The following is a 22,334-nucleotide window of genomic DNA, read 5'->3' on the forward strand; positions in this document are numbered from 1 at the left end:
GAGTCTATGATTAAGCTAATTGACAACAATTAAAACAAAGCTACTCATAATTCGACAACTCATTCATAATAAACTCATTAACCCAGAATATGAGATTTACCATAGCTCTTTTATTATTAATCATTTCCTTACAAACAACCGCTCAAAAAACCTTCTGGGCAAGCCGTGTTATTGCCTTTTCATCTGAATATTCCGACGCAAATACCACCAAAGAAAACAAAGCCATTCAAGCATTAGGAAAGCCCAACAAACTTCCCCTTTTTGGGCAGAGTGTATGTGCGTGGCAACCCATGACACAAGAAAGTCCATTGGAAGAATTCTTAATCGTTGGTTTTGATACCTTAATGCCAATCAAACAAGTGGCTATTGCAGAAAACTTTGGGCAAGGTTGTATCGTAAGAATTGAAGCTTTTGATGAATTTGATAATTTAAAAACACTTTGGGTCAATAAAAATATGCCAACCAATGAAGTTGGAAGAATGGCGAATCTCGTTTTATCTAAATTAACGCCGTTTAAAGTTCGAGGAATAAAAATTGTTCTAAATACAAATAGAGTAAAAGGTTGGAATCAAATTGACGCCATTGCCATTTCTCAGTCAGATGTACCCATCAAAGCGAGTATAAACTTAGCAAAAAATCTTCCTGCCGAAATTATTAAAGAAAATTTGGGTGAAAATGTGAACTCTGCCTATCGTGAAATTGCCCCAGTGATTTCTCCAGATGGAAAAACCTTGTATTACACTCGCTGGAAACATCCCGAAAACTTAGGGACAGGAAAAAATCAAGACGTCTGGTTTTCAGAAATTCAAAAAGACGGAAAATGGGGATTAGCCAAGCCAATGGGCGAACCAATCAACAATACAGAACACAACGCCATTTGTGCCATTTCTCCCGACGGAAAAACCATTTTGCTCAATAACGTTTATTTGAGAGACGGCTCAATGGCAAAAGGTGTTTCCATGTCAACGAAAACGCCAACAGGTTGGGCATTTCCGAAGCCAATAAATATCAAAAACTTTAGAAATAAATCTGAATATGCAGAATATAGTTTTTCTCCTAATGGTCGAGTTTTGATTCTAACAGGTCAATTCGCTGAAACACAAGGAGGTAAAGATATTTATGTTTCATTTTTACAACCTGACGGCACTTGGGCAGAACCCAAAAATTTAGGAAAAAAAATCAACACTGCCGAAGAAGAAAGCACTCCATTTGTAGCCGCTGATGGCAAAACGCTTTATTTTTCCACAAAAGGTTTGAGTGGTTATGGCAACAATGATATTTTCTTGAGCAGAAGATTAGACGACACTTGGATGAATTGGTCAGAACCTGAAAATTTAGGTTCTGTCATTAATACACCTGAGTGGGACGGATATTTTTCAATCTCCGCCATTGGTGATTATGCCTTTTTTAGCTCACAAGAAAATGCTATTGGCGAAGAAGATATTTTTAAATTACGTGTTCCAGAATCAATTAAACCAAGTGCTGTTGTTCAAGTAACTGGTGGGGTTTATAACAAAGTAGATAACAAACCGATTTCTGCCAAAATTAATGTTCAATCATTGACTGATAAAGATACCGTTTGTGTTACTTATGACCCTCTGACGGGAGATTATAAAATGATGCTTCCTTCTAAACAGAGCTACACGATTTCGGCATCAAAAAAGGGTTTTATGGCTGTTTCTGAACCTTTAGATTTTACAAAAGACAATAACTTTAAAGAAGTAAAAAAGAATATTTATTTACTTCCGATTGAAGCAGGACAGAAAATGACACTCAATAGTGTTTTCTTCGCTCAAAGTAAAGCCGAAATTTTAGACAATTCTTTTCCAGAATTAGATAGAATAATCAAAGTAATGGAAGAAAATCCAACAATGGAAATCATGTTGGAAGGACACACTGATAATCAAGGAGATTGGAACGAAAACTTGCTATTATCAAAACAAAGAGTTGAAGAAGTGAAGAAATATTTAGCGGCAGGAGGAATAAATATAAAAAGAGTGCAAACTCAGGGATACGGCTCAACAAGACCAATTTCAAGTAATAATTCAGAAGAAAAAAGAAAATTAAATAGACGTGTAGAAGTAACAATTGTTAAGAATTAAGTAAGTGTTGAGATTTACGTGGTATGCCATTGCCTTACCAAAGTGTAATCATCAAAGGATTGCACAATACACTAAATCCAAACACCTATTTTTACAGTTTAGTAATAATTGGAAAAACACCCAAATAAGTCAGGAATAGAACATTTTTTTTGCGTTTCATTAACAATCTCTCATCAAATTACAAAAAGGCGAAATACTAATTAAAACCCTTTTTAGAAAACGGTATCATTTTTGTAATTGAGGAATTAACCTTATTTCCATGTTATCAATGTTCAAAAAATCCGCCGCCTTTTTGTTCTTCTTTCAGCTTATTATTTTCCCAACATTTTCCCAAAAAGTTTGTTGGGCGAGTAAAGTATTAGAATTTTCATCTGAAAGGGTCATTCCTTTTCAAACTACCGAATACAAAGCAATTCAAGCATTAGGAAAACCTAATGTTCTCCCCAATATCTCAGAAAGTACTGCCGCTTGGCAACCTTCACAACCCGATAGTCCAAGTGCAGAATACATCACGGTTGCCTTTGATACGCTCATGCCTATCAGACAAGTTGCCGTTGCCGAAAACTTTGGTCAAGGTTGTATTGAAAAAATCTTAGCAATAGACTCAAAAAATAATGTTTATACACTTTATCAAACTCCCGAAAATCAGATTAATGAGATAAAAGATAAAGGTAAAATGTTGAACGTCATTCTCTCAGAAATGACTACTTACAGCATCAAAGCCATTAAATTAATCCTTAATACCGAAAAAATTAAAGGACCAAACCAAATTGATGCCATTGGGATTTCTGATTCTACTGAACCCATCAAAGCAGTTATTAGAGTAGCAGCCGATGCCCCAAAAGAAGTTTACCGAGAGAATTTAGGTAAAGGTGTAAATTCAAGACATCAAGAATTTGCTCCAGTAATTTCAAGTGATGGTAAAACCCTTTTTTATACCCGTAATTATCTAAGTATGTTTGGTAAAGAAAAAGACCAAGATGTTTGGTTTAGCGTACAAGATAAAAATGGAAATTGGGTAAAATCAAAAAATATTGGTTATCCAATCAATAATGAAGATAAAAATGCCGTGTTTGCGGTTTCTGCCGATGGAAGAGAAATCCTATTAATGAACAAATACAACAAAGATGGAAAATTATCTCCCGGAATTTCACGCTCATTTAGAACACGGGCAGGTTGGGCATATCCAGAAGAAATAAAGATTGACAATTACTATAATCAAAGTCCAAATGCTGAATATGCAATTTCACCTGATGGAAGAGTAATGGTAATGTCAATTCAACGAAAAAATACAGTTGGAAAAAGAGACTTATATGTTTCTTTCAAAAAGGAAAACACCAATTGGTCTGAACCAATTAGTATGGGAAGACAAATAAATACGGTTGAACATGAAGTAACGCCTTTTATTGCGGCAGATGGAAAAACGCTTTATTTTTCCACAAGAGGTTTCCCTGGTTATGGAGATAACGATATTTTTAAAACACAAAGATTAGATGACACTTGGCAGTATTGGACAGAACCTGAAAACCTTGGTTCTGCCATAAATACACCAAATTGGGATGGATACTTCACGCTTCCAGCCTCTGGAGAGTATGCTTATATCTGCTCTATAAATGCAGCAAAAAAAGAAGATATTTATAAATTAGAATTACCTAAAACTGCAAAACCAGAGCCTGTGGCTATTATTTCAGGAGATATTTTAACGACTACGGACAAAAAGCCAGTTGAAGCCGTTTTGACGATGACTCCACAAAATGATAAATTAAAGCCCGAAGTAAAAAAATATGACCCTGCAACGGGTTCATTTAGTTTTGTCGTGCCTTTGAAAGAAATTTACAATTTTGTTCCGTATGCAAAAGGATATTTAGCCATCAATGAAACGGTTGATTTGTCGAAAGAAATATCTTACCGAGAAATCAAAAAAGACTTTTATTTAATGCCTTTGGAAGTAGGAAATAAAGGAGTTTTGAACAGTTTTACCTTTGAACAAGGCGAATCACACCTACAAGCACCTGCCTTGAAAGATTTGGATAGAATAGTGCAAGCAATGAATGATTTTCCGACTTTGGAGATACTTTTTGAAGGACATACTGATAATCAGGGCGACTTCCAACTAAACCTAAAATTATCAGAAGAACGAGTAGAAGAAGTTAAAAACTACCTGATTTCTAAAGGGATAGCTTCCGAGAGGGTTACCACGAAAGGTTGGGGACAAACTCGCCCAATTGCCAGCAATGCTACCGAAGAACGCCGTCGTTTAAATCGTCGTGTAGAGTTTACAATTACGAAAAAATAGACCGTTTAATATTTTCAAATCAGATTCAGTCGGGTTAAATCGTGCTACATTAATAAAAATCAGCTATTTTTGTACTCGAATTACGTTTTTTTAATTCAAAAGAAGACGAACCCATCTCTGAATGATAACCTCAAAGAACAATACCCTCAATTCTTTTGCAGACTTAAAAAAGTTGCAAAAGACCTTACGCCTCAGAATTCTCGAAATGTATTTTACAGCCAATGCAGGTCATATTGGTTGTTCATTGTCATGTGTTGATTTAATGATTGGTTCTTTGTTATCTCATAAACAAGATAATGAAGTTTTTCTACTCTCTAAAGGTCATGCTGCGGCAGCATTGTATGCTTGCTTAAATGAATCAGGAGAAATTTCAGACGAAGAATTAAAGACATTTTATAAAAACGGAACCGTACTTCCCGCTCACCCAGCTCCCAATAAAATTGCAGGTATTCCATTTGCAACAGGTTCATTAGGACATGGTTTGCCAATCGCAACGGGAATTGCCCAAGCAAGCAAAATCCTTGAAAACGGCGAATACACCTACGTTTTAATGTCAGACGGTGAAACCAATGAAGGTACAACTTGGGAAGCCGCTCATTATGCGGTTGCTAAAGGTTTAGACAATCTTATCGTGATGGTTGACAAAAATGGCTTACAAGGATTTGGCAATACTGATGAAATTTTAGGCGTTTCTGCCGATAAAACAAAATGGGAAGCAATCGGCTTTGATGTTGTAGAATGTGACGGACATAATATCGAAGAAATTTACAATCAAATTGACTTGTTCAAAGCCAAAAAGAACGGTATTCCAAAATTATTAATTGCCAATACGACCAAAGGAAAAGGCGTTTCGTACATGGAAAATCGTATGGAATGGCATTACTTACCCATGAAACCAGAGCAGTTTGAAATTGCGATGAATGACGTAAATAACAATTACGTTTAGCGTAATTAGGGGTTTGGATTTAGGCATTATCATTTTGCAGCCTAATCAATTGACTACAAGACTTTTATAAATCAAGTTTGTGTCGATTATTTAAACCAAACCACTTATAGAGTTCAAAATCAAATTGCCCAAAATCACGTTTTCAAATCTTCAATAAATAAAAATGACCGATTCGGTAAAAGAAAAAATCCTATCTCTCAAAGGTCCAATCTTCGTTTACGGAGCAAGCGGTTTTATAGGTGCTAATCTTTTTAAAGATATTTTTAGTGTACGCAAAGATTGTTACGCACTTACGCATGATGCTCAAAAAGCATGGCGATTGAAATTACTTGATATTCCTGCTGCCAATATTGTTCACTGTGATATTGTGTCTAATTATTCGGTTCAAGAGGTTTTTAATACTTATAAACCTAAAACCATTTTTAATTTAGCGGCTTATGGTGCGTATTCAAAGCAAAAAAATATAACACTTACCTACGAAACTAACGTAATTGGTACGGTAAATCTTTTAGAAAATCTTGCTTCCGACATGGTGTACATCCACGCAGGAAGTAGCTCTGAATATGGTTTTAACTGTACTTCTCCAAAAGAAACTGATACGCTTGAACCGAATAGTCACTATTCAGTTTCAAAAGTTTCGGCGGCTTACATGATTCAGTTTTACGCAAAAGTTCATGAGAAAAATGCTGTAAATCTTCGTCTTTATTCCATTTATGGCGATTGGGAAGAACCTGACAGATTAATTCCAAAATTGATTGAAAGCGTAAGACAACACAAACTACCCAATTTTGTTTCTCCTGAAATTAGTCGTGACTTTGTTTATATGTCCGATTGTGTAGAGGCTTTCATTGATTCAGCTTTGAAAATGTCTCCCGAAATCAGAGGGAAATCTTATAACATCGCAAGCGGTGTAAAAACAACCATTGGCGATTTAGTAGAAGTTTGTCGTAAAGAATTTGGCATTAAAGAAGAGCCTTCGTGGGGAAGTATGCAAAACCGTTCTTGGGATTTAGCAGAATGGTTCGGTGACCCAACTGAAGCTAATAAAGATTTGGGATGGAAAGCAAAAACACCACTAAATCAAGGACTTAGACAATATTTTGATTGGCAAGAAGGTATCCAATACGAAGGAAAATTATTACCTGCATTCCAAAATCCATATCTCAATCCTGTAATTACCGCAATTATTGCTTGTTATAGAGATGCCGAAGCAATTCCGTTTATGTATGAACGTTTAGTCAAGACATTTAACGAAATGAAAGTTCGCTATGAAATTATTTTCGTAAACGACTGCTCACCAGATAATACAGAAGAAGTTTTAGAAGCCATTTGTAATAAAGACCCAAATGTTATTGGAATTACCCATTCAAGAAATTTTGGTTCACAAGCAGGATTCTTGTCAGGAATGGAAATTTCAACGGGAGATGCCGTCGTTTTAATGGACGGAGATTTACAAGACCCGCCAGAAATTATGCCTAAGTTTTATGAAAAATGGACGCAAGGTTATGAAGTAACTTACGGAGTTAGGGTTCAACGTGAAATGCCCGCTTGGTTACATTTTTTCTACAAGACATTTTATAAAATCTTCAAGAATATGTCGTACATCAACATACCAAAAGATGCAGGCGATTTCTCGATGATTGACCGTAAAGTAGTGAAAGAGTTGATTAATTTACCAGAAACTGAACAGTTTTTACGTGGATTAAGAGCTTGGGTTGGTTTCAAACAAACTGGAGTAGATTATGTTCGTCCAGAAAGAATGTTTGGAGTTTCTACCAACAACTGGCGTAAAAATATTTGGTGGGCTAAAAAAGCAATATTCTCATTTAGCTTTGTCCCTTTAGAAATCATGTCATACACAGGTTTCTTTATGACATTAGCGTCAATTTTAGGAATAATTTGGCAAGTTTTAGCAAAATATGTTTTCTATCCAGAAACTCCATCAGGCTTATCAACAGTTATTATTTTGGTTATGTTTTTCGGAGGAATTAATATGTTAGGAATCAGTTTCTTAGGAGAATATATCGCTAAGATTTTTGAGGAAACGAAAAAACGTCCAAAATTCATTAGAACGAAAGTGAGAAAAGGCGTTAAACGTTACAACACTTCAGAAGAAATTAAAAGATTAGTAGAAGAACAGAGAAAATAAATGAAGTAGTAAGTTGTATGTCGAAAGTCACAAGAAAAATGAAATGGTTGATTTACTTATGACTTTTGACTTATAGACTTACCTCTAAAATATATGAGAAGAGAATTTTCAGATGCCATCGAAAAAATTGCACTTGCAGACGAGAAAGTCGTTTTTATTACGGGCGATTTAGGCTACAACGCACTCGAAAACTTACAAGAAAAGTTAGGAAATCGCTTTATTAATGCAGGCGTTGCCGAACAAAACATGGTAGGTTTAGCCGCAGGAATGGCATACAAAGGATTTAAAGTTTTTTGTTATTCAATTGCTCCATTCATCGTTTACCGTTGTTGGGAACAATTCAGAAATGACGTTTGCTTGCATAATTTGCCTGTTTTCTTGGTTGGAAATGGAGGTGGCTATGGCTACGGGATTATGGGAAGTTCGCACCATGCCATTGAAGATATTGCAGGTTTGAGTAGTCTTCAAAACGTAAAATGTTGGGTTCCTGCCTTTGCAGATGATGTAGAACCATTCGTAAATCAAATAGTTGCAGATGGTCGCCCTGCTTATTTACGTTTAGGAGCAGGAAAGCAAACCCCTGCCCATGAAGGCAACTTTGGAAGTTTGAAAATGGTGGTAAAATCTGACGAAGCGAAAGGAACAATCGTTGCTTTAGGACCCGTTGCTAATAATGTGGTAGCAGTTTTGCAACAAGAAGAATTTGCCAATAAATTTAATCTTTTAACTGCCCAAAATGTTCCTTTGACTATTAATAATGAAGGCTTGTCTTTATTGCAAAACACTGAAAATCTATTAGTTATCGAAGAACACGTTAGTATTGGCGGATTAGCACAACAACTTTCAGTGCAATTAATGGAGAATGGTATTACCTTCAAAAAATTCATTAGTCTTAGAGCTGAGGGTTATCCAGATGGGACTTATGGCGACCAAAATTTTCATCAAACTCAATCTGGTTTAGATGCAAAAAATATCGCTGATAAATTAAGACTTTTCGTTTAAGTAACTCAGACTTCAGTCTGTAAATTTAAAAGTACAGACTAAAGTCTGCGTTACTATTTACCATAATCCTTATCCATTGAAGAATATTTTACAAAAAAATGCGATTTGGGGCATCATCATCTTTTTTCCTGTTGCTCTTTATTTTTACTTTCTTTCGGAATATGCTATCAATATTCCGAAATGGGATGACCATGCACTGAAAGCATTTATTGTAGAATTTCAAAATGCTAATGGATTTGCAGCCAAAATACAGGCAATCTTTAAACAGCATAACGAACATCGCATCGCTTTTGACCGTTTTTTCACGTTAATTGTTTTCTATCTTCACGGAACAATTGAATACCGTTGGTTAATGTGGATTGGTAATTTTACCCTTCTTGGTATTCTATTTATTTTCTTTAGAGTCTTTAAAAAAACAAATTTGCCAATTGCCTACTTCGCTCCTATTCCACTGATATTCTTTCAGTTACAACTTTGGGAAAATACTTTTTGGGGAATGGCAGCCATGCAAAATTTTGGCGTTGTGTTTTTTATTTTAGGTTTAATCTATCTAATCTGTTCTGATAAAAAAAGCCATTTCTATTTAGCAATACTATTTGCTTTTTTTGCAACATACACAAGTGGAAACGGCATAACTGCATTTCCAATTTGTATTGTTCTATTAGTATTACAAAAGCGATTTAAAGAAAGTATTGTATTCGGATTGGTTTCGGCGATACTCATTTTCTTGTATTTCTTCCATTATCAAATGCCACCAAGTAATCCACCCATGAACGGAATTGGAATTGGAAAAATAGCATTAGGTTTCCTTTCATTTTTGGGTTCAGCATTTGATTTATTGCCATATTCATCAGGTAGAGTTAAAGTAACTATTTTATTCGGAGCAATTTTCTTAGCATTAAGTGCTGTCATTTCTGTTCTTTTGGCATTAAATAGCAAACTCATCAATAGAAGGCGTGATTTATCTTCCATTGAACTTTTTATTTTAGGAAGTTTAATGTTTTTGATTGGCACGGGTATCGTTGTAACCTACACAAGAATTAGTTTCGGAGAAGTAGGCTTATTGACAAGTAGATATAAAATATATTCCGTTTTATTGACCGTAACGCTTTATTTAGCAATTGTTTCGAAATTTAACGTTAATCGTTTTTCTTGGGTTGTTTTTCCAATCGTAGGCATTGCGATTCTATTCAACTTCATTACTAATTTTATCAATTTCAAAGAAGTTGTCAATTTTAGAAATCAACTAATGTCGTTTTCTTATAATTGGGCATTAGATTCTTCTGTCCAGCCCAAAAATAATGGTATCAAACTTTATGAAACGCCAACATTTCCTTTAGATAATCATTTATCTCAACTGAAAAATAGGATACAATTTTCTCCAGTTTGGCTTGAAAAAGTAACGAAATCTGTCAATTCCAACGGTATTTTTATTCAGAATTCTTCATTCAAAAACAACGTTAATAACACCAATAGCGTCAATATAATTGTGCAGTCTGCTGCAAGAACCTATTTAATGCCGACTCAATTATCAAACTTCCCTGTTTCGGGGTTTGTAAGAACAGCAAAATATTGGCAAAATGGTTTTGCAAGTGATTTAAACTATAATGAATTTGACAACGGGAAATATTATTTAGGGATTCTGATTCAAGAAGGGAAAAATATCCAACAATATTATTTAAACGATTCATTGATAGTTAATAAAAATATCAACTCAAAAGTTAAAACAAACTGGTAAAATAGTAAGAGTTGGCAACAGTAAATTTAAAAAATGAAACAAGAAACATACTTTACACAACTTGATGGAATTCGCTTTTTGGCAGTGGGTTTGGTATTAGTTGACCACTGGTTAGCAGAAAGAAATGTTCTTCCTTTGGGGGTATTAGGCGTTACGATGTTTTTTGTTTTGAGTGGTTTTTTAATTACCAGAATTTTAATTCAGAGTAAATTAAAAGATGATAAAGTGGGAAGAAGCCATTGGTTTTCTGTTAAGCAATTCATTATTCGTCGTAGTATCAGAATTTTCCCAATCTATTTCCTAACAATATTTGTATTGTATGCTTTGGATGTTCCGCCAGTTAGAGAAACCGTTTGGTGGTGTTTAACTTATACAACTAATATTTACATTGCCACAAAAGAACATTGGATGGGAACAATAGACCACCTTTGGTCATTGGCAGTTGAAGAGCAATATTATCTAATTTTTCCATATTTAATTCTTTTTTTACCCGTCAAAAATTATTTAAAAGTATTATTCTCAATGATAGTGCTTTCTATAATTATTAGGATTTTTCTTTTCCTAAACGGTAATGAATGGATGGTGCAATATGTATTAATGCCTACTTGTTTGGACAGTTTTGGTCTGGGTGGGCTTTTAGCGTATTATTTTACCTTCAAAAAAGAAACTATTTTCGAGGAAATAAGTAAAACCAAATACTTAATTGCGAGCTTTATCTTATTGATTTCATTGATGTTTTTTGTTCGTCAATATCAATTATCATCTAATCAAGTTCATCATTTTGGAAATTTGGTTTTAGAGCGTTTTATTGGCTCATTGTTTTGTTTCTTTTTGATTGCGAAAGCAGTAACAGGCTACGACGGAATTATGAAATTCATACTTGAAAACCCTGCAAGTAGCTATTTAGGTCGCATCAGTTATGGACTTTATCTTTATCATAATTTTGTTTATAACGTTTATCACACCCCAAATACAAGTATAGTGATGAAGGTTTTGCATAAAATACAGTCGGTAATTCCAATATTAAGTCAAAATTTAGCTTTCGAATTAATTTACTTTTTAGCAATAACAGTATTTTTAGCAACAGCCTCTTGGTATTTGATTGAAAAACCCGTCAATAATCTGAAAAAACACTTCACTTATTGACCATTAGATAAAAACACTGTTAAGATTGTTCAAGAATTTCGTTAATATAAACGTTATTCGGTATTTTTGTAAAATTATTTTTAGCTTCCAACAACCCTTTTTAATGAGCATTAAATTAGCAATCGTCATGCCTGCCTACAACGAAGAAGAGTGCATGGCAGACGTAGTAAAAATTTGGTCAGATTTATTAGACACTGAATTTGCAGGAGAAAATACTCGACTAATTGTAGTAAATGACGGGTCGAAAGACAATACAGGAAAAATTCTTGATTCTCTAAAACCACAATATCCAAAACTTGAGGTTGTACACCAAGTAAATGGCGGTCATGGTAATGCTGTTGTCCATGCTTATAGAAAAGCGGTGGAATTAGATGCTGAATACATTTTCCAAACAGATTCAGACGACCAGTTTATTCCAGAAGATGTAAAAAAACTTTGGGACAAAAGAACGCAATCAGACTTTATCTTAGGGTATCGCCAAATTAGACATGACGATATTTTCAGATTATTGATTACCAGAATCCTACGTTACAGTATGTTCTTCGTTTATGGAACATTCATTATGGATTCAAATATTCCTTTCAGATTAATTAAAGGAACATTTTTGAAGAAATTATTATCACAATTGCCTAATCCTGTACCATTTGCACCCAATATTTTCTTGGCAATTATGGCAAAAAAATCGGGTCAAGAATTATTCAATATTCCAATTGTTCATAAAGAAAGAGCAACAGGAGAAGTTTCTATTCAAAAAATGAAACTTTTAAAGGTTTGTTGGCAATCATTCAAAGAGTTATTAAACTTCCGTTTAGAATTAAATAATAAAATTAAGAATTTGAAATAGATGTTAGGGCTTAGGTGTTAGAATGAGTAATTATAAATTTCTTTTATTTCTAACACCTAAAATCTAAAACCTAAAATATGAAACAATACGATTATCTCATCGTGGGTGCTGGTTTATTTGGTGCTGTTTTCGCTCACGAAGCCAACAAAAAAGGAAAAAAATGTTTAGTTATCGACCGTAGAAATCATACGGGAGGAAATATTTTTTCGGAAGAAGTAGAAGGCATAAATGTTCACAAGTACGGAGCTCATATTTTTCATACCAACGATAAAGGTATTTGGGATTATGTAAATTCTTTTGTTGAGTTTAATCGTTACACAAACTCTCCATTGGCTAATTTTGAAGGCGAATTGTTCAATTTACCATTCAATATGAATACTTTCTATCAATTATGGAAAGTGAAAACACCAGAGGAAGCACAAGCAAAAATCCAAGAACAAGTTGAAGCGTCAGGTATAACTGACCCTCAAAATTTGGAAGAACAAGCCATTTCTTTGGTTGGTACAGATATTTATCATAAACTAATTAAAGGTTATACAGAAAAGCAGTGGGGACGCAAAGCGACAGAATTACCTGCATTTATTATTAAAAGATTGCCGTTGAGATTTACATTCGACAATAATTATTTCAATGATAAATATCAAGGAATTCCAGTTGGAGGTTATAATAAATTGACAGAAGGATTATTGGCAGGTATTGAAGTAAGAACAGAAGTTGACTTTTTCAAGGATAAAGAAGCATTGATGGCTTTGGCTGAAAAAACAGTTTTTACAGGCAATATTGATGAATTTTATGATTATCAATTTGGAAAATTAGAGTATCGCAGTCTAAAGTTTGAGCATGAAGTTTTAGACAACGAAAATTTCCAAGGGAATGCAGTTGTCAATTATACAGAAGCTCATATTCCTTTTACACGAATTATTGAACACAAACATTTTGAGTTTGGAAAACAAGCAAAAACAGTAGTAACCAAAGAATATCCATGTGAATGGTCGGCAGGAATGGAAGCTTATTATCCTGTTAACGACGATAAAAACACAGAATTATTCAAAAAATATCGTGATTTATCTCGTCAAGAAGAAAATATCATATTTGGCGGTCGTTTAGCTGAATACAAATATTATGATATGCACCAAGTAATTGGTTCTGCATTAGCTACGACAAAAGCAGTGCTATAATTTGCGAAAGAGCGTAATAAATTCAACGTTATTACGCTCTTTTACAAACCTTAAAACTATCCTTACCATGAAAAAACCGTTATTTTTATTAGCAATAGCTATTTTAGGGATTGGGGGTTATGTTTTTTATCAGAAGAAAAATCAACATAGTAACGCAATTACCAGTTTTATTCCTGACAATACCCTTTTATTGTTAGAAACAAATCAAATCTCCGCAGCCAAAAATAAGGTAATTCAACGCTTTCCTCTCCTTTCTCAAGCAGCACTTCAATTTTTATACTTAAAAAGAATTGGGTTAAGCGAAAAAGAAATCAATGATTTATTATTAAAAAAGACTTTGTATTTTGCAATCCTACCAGAAGGCAAAGATGATTGCGAATTCGTAAATTATCTTCCATTAAATGCTGACAATGAGGATTTTATTGAAAAATTGGATAATTTAAAACAAAATACAAGCGGAAAAAGAATCATTTCACACATAACGCAAGGCTTTAAAATTTCTGAAGTTATTGATGAAAATTCAAAATCAATATTTGCCTTTATCGTTCAAGACAATTTTTTAATTTTCAGTATATCAAGTTTAGTTTTAGAAGAAGCTGTACTTCACAAGAAAAACAAATGGGTAACTACGTTGTCATTAAATAAAAATGTAATTGATAACGATTCTGTTTTTACACAAACCCATTTTAACAGCTCGGCTGTAAACGATTTTTTAGGCGATATTTCAATTGATGGAAAAAGTAATCATTTTTCCTATCTTCTTGCTAATACTTATCAGTGGCTGCAACCAAATAAAAATATTATAGAAGCCATAGGTACAACCAATAATAGTTTATTTGAAGGACAAAAACCCGCTACCATTCAGTGTTTGAATATGATTCCCAATTCATCTTCATATATTTTGAATGTAAGTTATTCTAACCCAGAAAGTCTATACAAGAAAATTGAAGCCCAGATTGAAAATAATGATAAAATTAACAAATTAAGAAATAAAGCTTCGAGTGCATTTGATTATGATTACTCAGATTTATATAGGAAAATAAACGATGAAATTACGCTTTGTAGTTTTGATAATACCGACCAATCAATTTACAATAAAGTATTGATTATCAAACAGAAAGAACTTTTAAAGCCGTTGAAAGTTATTGCACGAAACGTGGCTTCTAACAGAAAAGAAGATGTTTTTAATGTACAATATGGTAGTTTTGGAATAACATCTCTGGGTATAAAAGAATTTCCAAGTATGCTTTTGGGTGAAATGTATGGAGGATTTGAGGAGTGTTATTTTACCGAATACAGAGATTATATCATCATGGCAAGTAGCTTAGGAATGATGCAAGATTATCTCCAAAGTATTGGAAAAGGTGACGTTTGGAGTAATTCAGCAAAAAATAAAACTATTCTAAAAAACTGTATTCCTGCAAACCTTACATTTATTGCTGAAAGCGAGAAAGCGATAAAAGGATTAGGTAAAATTTTGAATAATAAATGGGCAACAAAACTACAAAATAAGCAAAATGAGTTATTGAATGTTCAGGCTGAAATACTGCAACAAAATACTTCTGAAAGTAGAATTGTACTTTTGAGAAATATTGAGCCTACAAAAACCCCTCAAAAATTTGCTAATAAATGGGTAAAATTGAGCGGAATAGCCATTTCTGCACAAAGAGAGCCATTATATTTGATTAATCCTTCCTCGAAAAATTTAGAAATTTTAGTACAAGGAAATGATAATAAATTAAGACTTTTTGATAATGGCAAAAGTATTTGGACTTATGCCCTATCAGATAAAATTATTGGGCAAATTAAAAATGTAAGTATTTCAAAGGAATCTGCTCAACAATTATTAGTAGTAACTGGTACAAAAATTTATGCTTTAACTCGTACAAAAGAAGGTTTTGAAGTAAAATCAAGTAAGAATCCGAAAAAAGTAAACTTCTCTTATTTTAACGTTTTTGAGAATGAAGCGGATAAAAATGAAAATCTGACTTTAGTAAGCGATAATGGAGAAACCTTCAAAATAAATAAAGAAACCTTAGTGATTACATCGTCGCATAAATCATTACGCAGTCAGGTTATTTTACCAATTCCAAGTCTTATTATTAAAGGGTCAGAAAATGCCGTCATTTTAGAAAAAACAGGGAATTTATCTTTACAAAATTCAAAAGGAACTGTTTTAAATGGTTTTCCTGTCAAATTAAATAGTAATTTTAGCTCTGCTCCTGTACTTGAAGGTGCAAATAATAACCTTGTTATTAGAGTTTTGAGTGACAAAGGAGAACTTTACAAAATTAGTATTGAAGGTAAAATTCTTGAGAAAAAACAATTATTCAGACCAAACAATGAAGTAAAATTTCTATTAGCACCAGACGCTCGGAACAAAGATTGGGTAGTGATGAGAACTGACGGAAAAGAAGTTGTGGTAATGGATAAAAACGAAACAGAATTATTTACAGTAAAAGACCTAAATTATGGTAAGAAAGAATTGAAATACTATAATTTGGGAACTGCGGGTAAATATTTTGCTATCACAAACGGATACACAACATACCGTTTTTATAATGAGTTAGGAGAAAGTGTAGGAACATTACCAATCGTATCTGAATTTCCTCCAAATATCTCATATTCAGATTCATACAAAAAAATAATGATGAATATTACTTCCCCAAGTAGCATAGAAACTTGGTCGGTAAAAATACGTTAATATGCTTTTTAATTCTCTTCACTTTTTTATATTTTTCATCATAGTAACACTTGGGTACTGGTCATTAGGCTGGTCGGGGCGTTGGAAATTACTCCTTTTTGCAAGTTGTTATTTTTATATGATTTTTCAACCTGTTTATATTCTAATCTTATTTTTCACGATAATAATAGACTATTTTGCAGGTATTTGGCTTGAAAATACAGCAGGGAAACAACGAAAACTACTCTTAATTCTGAGTATTATTTCTAATGTTGGTATTTTAGCATTCTTCAAATACTACCATTTTCTGTTCGACAACGTAAATCATGTATTGGTCTTTTTAGAAGTAAAAAATCCATTACCCATTTTCGATTTTGTACTTCCTATCGGTTTGTCTTTTCATACTTTTCAAGCGATGAGTTATACATTTGAAGTGTACAGAGGAAATCAAAAAGCTGAAAGACATTTTGGAATTTATGCTTTATACGTAATGTTTTATCCGCAATTGGTAGCTGGACCAATTGAACGTCCACAAAATGTATTGCACCAATTCCATGAAACCTACCAATACGATTGGGAAAAAGTAAAAAGTGGTTTAATGATGATGGCTTGGGGTTTATTTAAAAAAGTGGTTATTGCAGACCGCTTGGCTATGTTTGTTGATTTTGCTTATAAAAATCCAAGCGAACAAACAGGATTAACCCTATTGGCAGCTACTTTCTTTTATACATTCCAGATTTATTGCGATTTTTCAGGTTATTCAGATATTGCACTTGGTTCTGCCCGTGTCATGGGATTTGAATTAATGGAAAATTTTAGAACTCCTTATTTCTCTACCTCAATTTCAGAGTTTTGGAGACGTTGGCATATTTCGCTATCTACTTGGTTTAGAGACTATTTATACATTCCTTTGGGAGGAAATCGTGTTGCAGAATGGCGACGATACTTGAATAATTTTATAGTATTTATGGTGAGTGGTTTGTGGCATGGAGCAGCTTGGACATTTGTAATTTGGGGTTCTTTACATGGTCTTTATCTAATTTTGGCAGTTTTAAGAAATAAATATTTCCCAAAAATTTCGCTTCCCGAAAATCTACTTGGTAAAAGTTTAAACCTAATTTCAACTTTCTTATTAGTCATGTTAGCATGGGTTTTCTTTAGAGCAAAAGGCACACACGATGCCTTTGTGATATTGAAAAAAATAGGAACATTGTCTATCTCAGAAAATTTTGCAACTCCACTAAATAAAGTAGAAATGTTATTTTCTTTAGCGTTGATTGCTTTTCTGCTATGGAAAGAATACAATTTCTTCAATATTGATACCCGAAACACTAAAAAGTTTTACGGTTTATCTCTATTATTTGCCATCGTAATTTATTTCTTTGGCGTATTTGAAACCAATCAATTCATCTACTTCCAATTTTGATTTTAGTCAAATGTTTTCAAAAATATTAAAATATTGTATTCTATCAATAGCCATTTTTTTATGGTTACAAGCATATTCGCCTTTGATATACAAATCAACGGGTTTATTTCCTGATGATTACCGTTTTGGGGATTTATATCGATTGTCGTATTTATCAGATTTTAAAGAAAAAGCATCTAAATGTCCAACAATAAAGTCTGAATATTCGGAGCAGAATGTCAACTTATTCATCATTGGAGATAGTTTTACGGAAGCAGAAAGAGTGAATATCAATGACTTTAACGTTGGCAATTATACTTATACTCATTGGGCAAAACAAGCTGATATTCAATTAGATACCAATAAAAGAAATATCCTTATTTTAGAAACTGTTGAGCGAACTGCTAAAGACCATTTTTCACAAAAAGCTGAAAACTTCAAAATTGAAAATAAAAATTCTCAAGAAGTTAAAAATCAACAATCTTGGAAGCAAAAATTGAAAGAAAACGTAACTGATTTAGTAAAATTTATTTTCCCGAAAGGAATCGAAGAACGTTTGGAACATACACTTTTCAATTATGATTTCTTCTTACATTTCAGAGAAGTAAAAGCTCAATTAAATCATCATATTTTTGGAAGAGTAGAACATAAAGTCGTACTTTCAAAGGATGAAAAACATATTTTTTACAGTGAAGAAGCGGATTCTACTAACGAACATTCTGCGTTTTATCCCGTAAGTCAGGAAGAAATTGATAAGTTCGTATTGAATATTAATGAAACCAGAGAAGCGTATTTAAAAGCAGGTTTTGATGAAGTTTATCTTTCAGTAATTCCGAATAAAGTGAGCATTTTATCTCCAGAATTAGGAAAATATAATCATTTAATTGAGCGAATTGAGACTGATAAACGCTTACAGATTCCGATTATTGATACTTATAAGGACTTCAAAAAGTCACCCGATAAAATTTACTTGAAAAGTGATACGCACTGGAGTTGTGCAGGAAGGGATATTTGGCTGGAGAAAGTCAATAAAATAATCAAAAAAAAGCCAACTGAATAAGTTGGCTTTTTTTTGCTATTAAATATTAAGAATAAATTATTAAAATTGACTTCGTTCATTTGGTAGTGGCGTATAGCATACGCCAACATTGGCGTATGCTATACGCCACTACCAAATGTCAAATAATTTATTCCAAATACTTAACTACAATAACGTAATTACACTTTTCACAACTGCTCCTAAACGAACTGCATCAAAAATGCGTTGTTCAGATGCTCCATGAGATTTTACAGAGGCTTCGTGTGATGTAACGCACAATTCGCAACCATTCACGGCAGAAATTACTAAACTTAATAATTCAAAAAATTCTTTTCCCAAAACTGGCGTCATCATAATTGACATACGAATACCAGCAGGAATATTTGTATAACTGTCTTTGTTCATGAAGTGACGGAAACGATACAAAATATTATTGGCATTCATTAACGACACGCAAGAAGCTACTTCTAACAACTCTTTCTCCTCCACTCCTTTCGCTTTTGCAGATTCTTCAAGTGAAGCAATCAAATCAGTTGCTTTTTCGTTAATCGCAATTGATAAAGCAATTAAAACCGCCTCTTTTTCATTTAAAGTCTGAGCTTTTAATGAGTTGGAGAGATTGATTTTTAAATCTTTAATATAACGGTGGTCTGCTGCGTTGAGACGGTTTAAGAAAACACTTTCAAAATCAGCAGGAAGATTAATTTCTGCCAAAAGGTTTTTCTTAGTTTCACTTACTGTTCCAAACATAATTATTGATGATTATGAAATTCAAAAAAGAAGCGTTGTAAAATCGTTCGTAAACATCAATTGTTCAGAACATATTTTACAACGCTGTAAAATTATTTAAGACTAAACGTTTAACGTTTCTTCTCCTTGTTTCCAGTTACATGGGCAAAGTTCGTCAGTTTGTAAAGCATCTAATACTCTTAAAACTTCGTCAACATTACGACCAACAGATAAATCGTTAGCACATACCCAACGAATAACACCTTGTGGGTCAACGATATAAGTTACACGGTAAGCAATTTTCTCATTAGCTTCCAAAATTCCTAATTCTTCAGCTAAAGATTTAGAAGTATCAGCCAACATTGGGAATTTCAATCCACGTAAATCATCATGATTATTTCTCCAAGCTAAGTGAACAAATTCAGAGTCAGTAGAAGCACCAACAAGCACTGCATCACGGTCAGAAAAATCATCATATTTTGCGTTGAAAGCAGCAATTTCAGTTGGGCAAACGAAAGTAAAATCTTTTGGCCACCAGAACATTACCATCCATTTATCTGCATTTTTATGGTCTTCAGAAGTAATATCGTGGAATTCTTTTCCTTTTTCAAGAGAAACTACTGCTGTTTTTTTAAACGTTGGGAAAATTGAACCTAATGATAACATGATTATAATAAATTAAAGGATTAAATTAAAATAAAAATAAGAATAATACAATTTTAAACTTCATTTTGAGTAATCTAAAATAGGTTAGGCTTGAAAAAGTATTATTTTCTTTTATTCTGCAAATTTGCATCGAAATCATGTAGTAAAACAAATTGATAATTTCGATATTTGTATAATTATAATCTATAAGTATGACCATAACTCAATTAGAATACATTTTAGCGGTTGAAAAACATCGAAATTTTGTTCAAGCGGCAGATAGTTGTTGCGTCACTCAACCAACACTTAGTATGCAAATCCAAAAATTGGAAGACGAACTTGGCATCAAGGTATTTGACCGCAGTCGGCAACCTGTTGTAACTACCCAAATTGGTCAAGAGATACTCCAACAGGCACGTTTAACCATTTCGGAGTTTTACAAAATAAAAGATACCGTTAATGCAGGGAAACATGAAATTTCTGGAGAAATTCGTTTAGGGATAATTCCAACACTTGCCCCATATCTCCTACCCTTATTTTTGATGGAATACTTAAAACAATATCCATCTATTGAGCTAAAAATCAAGGAATTAACGACAGACAGAATTATTCATGGTTTAAAAAATGATGATTTAGATTTAGGCTTGGTTGCTACTCCTTTACAACAACCTAATCTTATTGAACACCCGATTTTTTATGAAGAATTGGTACTTTATGTTTCAAAAGAAAATGCGATTTACAAGAAAAAATATGCGATTTCAGAAGATATAAATCCTAAAGAATTATGGCTATTGGAGGAAGGACATTGCTTACGTTCGCAGATTGAAAACCTTTGCGAATTAAAGCGAAAATCAATTGGCAAAAATCAATTTGAATACCAAGCGGGAAGTTTAGAAACGCTAAGAAAAATGGTAGAAAGAAATCAAGGAATTACCATTTTACCAGAGTTGGCAACGATGGATTTTGACGAAGAAAGGTTAAATTTGATACGCAAGTTTAAAAGTCCAGCTCCAAAACGAGAAATCAGTTTAGTAGCCCATAAAAACTTTGCCAAATCTGGTATTCTTAAAACCCTAAAAAATAGCATTTTAGAAGCCTTACCCGAACAAGTTAGAAACAATAAAGATACAAACGTATTGAGTTTATGAAAAACAACCCTAAAGTCCTAACCGCTTGGACGATGTATGATTGGGCAAATTCTGTTCATTCATTAACAATTACCTCAGCTATTTTTCCTATTTATTTTCCGATTGCAGCAGTCATGATGCCGTCGAAAAGTACCACTTTAGATTTCTTAGGATTACAACTCGAAAACACCGTTATCTATTCTTACGCTGTTTCTTTGGGATTTTTGTTATTGGCATTTTCAGTGCCTTTAGTTTCTGCCATTTCAGATTATACAGGCAAGAAAAAAGTATTCATGCGAATGTATTGCTACTTAGGGGCAATTTCTTGCATGATTTTATACTTTTTCAAAGAAGGAAATTATTATTTAGGCACTTTTGCGTTTCTGTTTTCAATTGTTGGTTGGGGCGGAAGTATCGTTTTTTATAACTCATACATACCCGAAATTGCCACAGAAGACAAATACGATTCTCTTTCGGCAAGAGGCTTTACGATGGGCTATCTCGGAAGTGTGGTTTTGTTAATTCAGAATCTGACAATGGTTTTAAAACCAGAGTGGTATGGTGGAATTACAGGCGGAGAAGCCTCAAGAATCTCGTTTTTAACGGTGGGCATTTGGTGGATAGTTTTTGCACAAATTCCTTTTCATTATTTGCCCGAAACTCAAAATGCACAAAAACAAACGGGCAATTGGATTTTCAATGGTTTTAAGGAATTGAAAAAAGTTTTTGGTGAATTACAGAAATTAAAAACTACTAAAAAGTTTTTATCAGCCTTTTTCTTCTACAATATGGCTGCTCAAACTGTTATGTATTTAGGAGCTTTATTTGGTGGACAAGAACTTAAACTTCCTTCTGACGCTCTGATTATCACCATTTTATTGATTCAATTAGTTGCTATTCCAGGGGCTTATATTTTCTCTAAAATTTCAGAAAAAGTCGGAAATACAAAGTCGCTTTCGTATATAGTAATTATTTGGGTAGTTATCTGTATTGCTGGTTATTTCGTTTATACACGCAATGAATTTTATATTTTGGCAACAGGAATTGGTTTTGTCATGGGTGGAATACAATCGCTTTCACGCTCAACTTACGCCAAAATGTTACCCGAAAATACGCATGATACAGCTTCATATTTCAGCTTTTATGATGTTTGCGACCGCCTTTCTACCGTAATCGGGACGTTTATGTTTGGGCTTGTCAATCAGCTTACGGGAAGTATGAGAATGAGTTTATTATTCCTGACGGCGATTTTTGCGATTGGCTTTATTATTTTGTCTCAAATTCCTTCAAAGAAAGTTTATTAAT

16 protein-coding genes are annotated in these 22,334 nt (G+C 33.4%); 14 read left to right on the forward strand and 2 right to left on the reverse strand.

From position 1 onward, the window contains the following. Positions 1–89: 89 nt before the first annotated feature. From LV89_RS14190 to LV89_RS14245, 12 genes are all read left to right on the forward strand, one after another. Positions 90–2,102 carry an OmpA family protein gene (locus tag LV89_RS14190; RefSeq protein ID WP_109743564.1) on the forward strand — a complete coding sequence of 671 codons (2,013 nt, stop codon included), beginning with the start codon at positions 90–92 and terminating at the stop codon, positions 2,100–2,102. A gap of 268 nt (positions 2,103–2,370) precedes the next feature. Further along, entirely contained in the window at positions 2,371–4,398 is a 2,028-nt protein-coding gene (locus LV89_RS14195) for an OmpA family protein (RefSeq protein ID WP_158279586.1), read from the forward strand. A 121-nt stretch (positions 4,399–4,519) separates the two neighbouring features. After that, positions 4,520–5,344 carry a transketolase gene (locus LV89_RS14200; RefSeq protein ID WP_109743566.1) on the forward strand — a complete coding sequence of 275 codons (825 nt, stop codon included), beginning with the start codon at positions 4,520–4,522 and terminating at the stop codon, positions 5,342–5,344. Between the two features lie 163 nt (positions 5,345–5,507). Continuing rightward, positions 5,508–7,493: an NAD-dependent epimerase/dehydratase family protein gene (locus tag LV89_RS14205; RefSeq protein ID WP_109743567.1), complete on the forward strand. Its 1,986-nt coding sequence runs from the start codon at positions 5,508–5,510 to the stop codon at positions 7,491–7,493. Between the two features lie 93 nt (positions 7,494–7,586). After that, complete coding sequence (locus LV89_RS14210) at positions 7,587–8,495, forward strand: transketolase family protein (protein ID WP_109743568.1); 909 nt, start codon at positions 7,587–7,589, stop codon at positions 8,493–8,495. A 76-nt stretch (positions 8,496–8,571) separates the two neighbouring features. After that, complete coding sequence (locus LV89_RS14215) at positions 8,572–10,233, forward strand: hypothetical protein (protein WP_109743569.1); 1,662 nt, start codon at positions 8,572–8,574, stop codon at positions 10,231–10,233. A 33-nt stretch (positions 10,234–10,266) separates the two neighbouring features. Next, complete coding sequence (locus tag LV89_RS14220; protein WP_109743570.1) at positions 10,267–11,379, forward strand: acyltransferase family protein; 1,113 nt, start codon at positions 10,267–10,269, stop codon at positions 11,377–11,379. Positions 11,380–11,482: 103 nt separating this feature from the next. Continuing rightward, the gene (locus tag LV89_RS14225) at positions 11,483–12,223 is read left to right on the forward strand and encodes a glycosyltransferase family 2 protein (RefSeq protein WP_109743571.1); all 741 of its coding nucleotides are present in this window, start codon (positions 11,483–11,485) and stop codon (positions 12,221–12,223) included. A 77-nt stretch (positions 12,224–12,300) separates the two neighbouring features. Then, complete coding sequence (gene glf, locus LV89_RS14230; RefSeq protein WP_109743572.1) at positions 12,301–13,401, forward strand: UDP-galactopyranose mutase; 1,101 nt, start codon at positions 12,301–12,303, stop codon at positions 13,399–13,401. A 67-nt stretch (positions 13,402–13,468) separates the two neighbouring features. Then, positions 13,469–16,105 carry a hypothetical protein gene (locus LV89_RS14235; RefSeq protein ID WP_109743573.1) on the forward strand — a complete coding sequence of 879 codons (2,637 nt, stop codon included), beginning with the start codon at positions 13,469–13,471 and terminating at the stop codon, positions 16,103–16,105. 1 nt (position 16,106) lies between these two features. Continuing rightward, positions 16,107–17,510, forward strand: coding sequence for an MBOAT family O-acyltransferase (locus LV89_RS14240; protein ID WP_109743574.1), 1,404 nt, complete (start codon positions 16,107–16,109; stop codon positions 17,508–17,510). A gap of 10 nt (positions 17,511–17,520) precedes the next feature. Next, positions 17,521–18,549 carry an alginate O-acetyltransferase AlgX-related protein gene (locus LV89_RS14245; RefSeq protein ID WP_146199163.1) on the forward strand — a complete coding sequence of 343 codons (1,029 nt, stop codon included), beginning with the start codon at positions 17,521–17,523 and terminating at the stop codon, positions 18,547–18,549. Positions 18,550–18,693: 144 nt separating this feature from the next. Here LV89_RS14245 and LV89_RS14250 read toward each other — a convergent pair whose 3' ends face one another. Together LV89_RS14250 and LV89_RS14255 are read right to left on the reverse strand one after the other, a co-directional pair. Beyond that, positions 18,694–19,278, reverse strand: a complete 585-nt coding sequence (locus LV89_RS14250; RefSeq protein WP_109743576.1) for a carboxymuconolactone decarboxylase family protein — start codon at positions 19,276–19,278, stop codon at positions 18,694–18,696. 102 nt (positions 19,279–19,380) lie between these two features. Next, complete coding sequence (locus tag LV89_RS14255; protein WP_109743577.1) at positions 19,381–19,923, reverse strand: peroxiredoxin; 543 nt, start codon at positions 19,921–19,923, stop codon at positions 19,381–19,383. 191 nt (positions 19,924–20,114) lie between these two features. Between LV89_RS14255 and LV89_RS14260 the strand changes: the two genes are divergently transcribed. Next, entirely contained in the window at positions 20,115–21,050 is a 936-nt protein-coding gene (locus LV89_RS14260; RefSeq protein WP_109743578.1) for a hydrogen peroxide-inducible genes activator, read from the forward strand. Then, positions 21,047–22,333, forward strand: coding sequence for an MFS transporter (locus tag LV89_RS14265; RefSeq protein ID WP_109743579.1), 1,287 nt, complete (start codon positions 21,047–21,049; stop codon positions 22,331–22,333). Before LV89_RS14260 ends, LV89_RS14265 begins: the two co-directional genes overlap by 4 nt. The last annotated feature ends 1 nt before the right edge of the window (position 22,334 follow it).

It is taken from the genome of Arcicella aurantiaca (genome assembly GCF_003148625.1).
GTDB classification, from domain to species: domain Bacteria; phylum Bacteroidota; class Bacteroidia; order Cytophagales; family Spirosomataceae; genus Arcicella; species Arcicella aurantiaca.

What these genes read in the sequence shown, in the direction of transcription:
- LV89_RS14255 (WP_109743577.1), bottom strand. Translation starts at nt 19,923, where the DNA reads ATGTTATCATTAGGTTCAATTTTCCCAACGTTTAAAAAAACAGCAGTA.
- LV89_RS14200 (WP_109743566.1), top strand. Translation starts at nt 4,520, where the DNA reads ATGATAACCTCAAAGAACAATACCCTCAATTCTTTTGCAGACTTAAAA.
- LV89_RS14245 (WP_146199163.1), top strand. Translation starts at nt 17,521, where the DNA reads ATGTTTTCAAAAATATTAAAATATTGTATTCTATCAATAGCCATTTTT.
- glf (WP_109743572.1), top strand. Translation starts at nt 12,301, where the DNA reads ATGAAACAATACGATTATCTCATCGTGGGTGCTGGTTTATTTGGTGCT.
- LV89_RS14205 (WP_109743567.1), top strand. Translation starts at nt 5,508, where the DNA reads ATGACCGATTCGGTAAAAGAAAAAATCCTATCTCTCAAAGGTCCAATC.
- LV89_RS14220 (WP_109743570.1), top strand. Translation starts at nt 10,267, where the DNA reads ATGAAACAAGAAACATACTTTACACAACTTGATGGAATTCGCTTTTTG.
- LV89_RS14235 (WP_109743573.1), top strand. Translation starts at nt 13,469, where the DNA reads ATGAAAAAACCGTTATTTTTATTAGCAATAGCTATTTTAGGGATTGGG.
- LV89_RS14210 (WP_109743568.1), top strand. Translation starts at nt 7,587, where the DNA reads ATGAGAAGAGAATTTTCAGATGCCATCGAAAAAATTGCACTTGCAGAC.
- LV89_RS14225 (WP_109743571.1), top strand. Translation starts at nt 11,483, where the DNA reads ATGAGCATTAAATTAGCAATCGTCATGCCTGCCTACAACGAAGAAGAG.
- LV89_RS14240 (WP_109743574.1), top strand. Translation starts at nt 16,107, where the DNA reads ATGCTTTTTAATTCTCTTCACTTTTTTATATTTTTCATCATAGTAACA.
- LV89_RS14190 (WP_109743564.1), top strand. Translation starts at nt 90, where the DNA reads ATGAGATTTACCATAGCTCTTTTATTATTAATCATTTCCTTACAAACA.
- LV89_RS14195 (WP_158279586.1), top strand. Translation starts at nt 2,371, where the DNA reads ATGTTCAAAAAATCCGCCGCCTTTTTGTTCTTCTTTCAGCTTATTATT.
- LV89_RS14265 (WP_109743579.1), top strand. Translation starts at nt 21,047, where the DNA reads ATGAAAAACAACCCTAAAGTCCTAACCGCTTGGACGATGTATGATTGG.
- LV89_RS14250 (WP_109743576.1), bottom strand. Translation starts at nt 19,278, where the DNA reads ATGTTTGGAACAGTAAGTGAAACTAAGAAAAACCTTTTGGCAGAAATT.
- LV89_RS14260 (WP_109743578.1), top strand. Translation starts at nt 20,115, where the DNA reads ATGACCATAACTCAATTAGAATACATTTTAGCGGTTGAAAAACATCGA.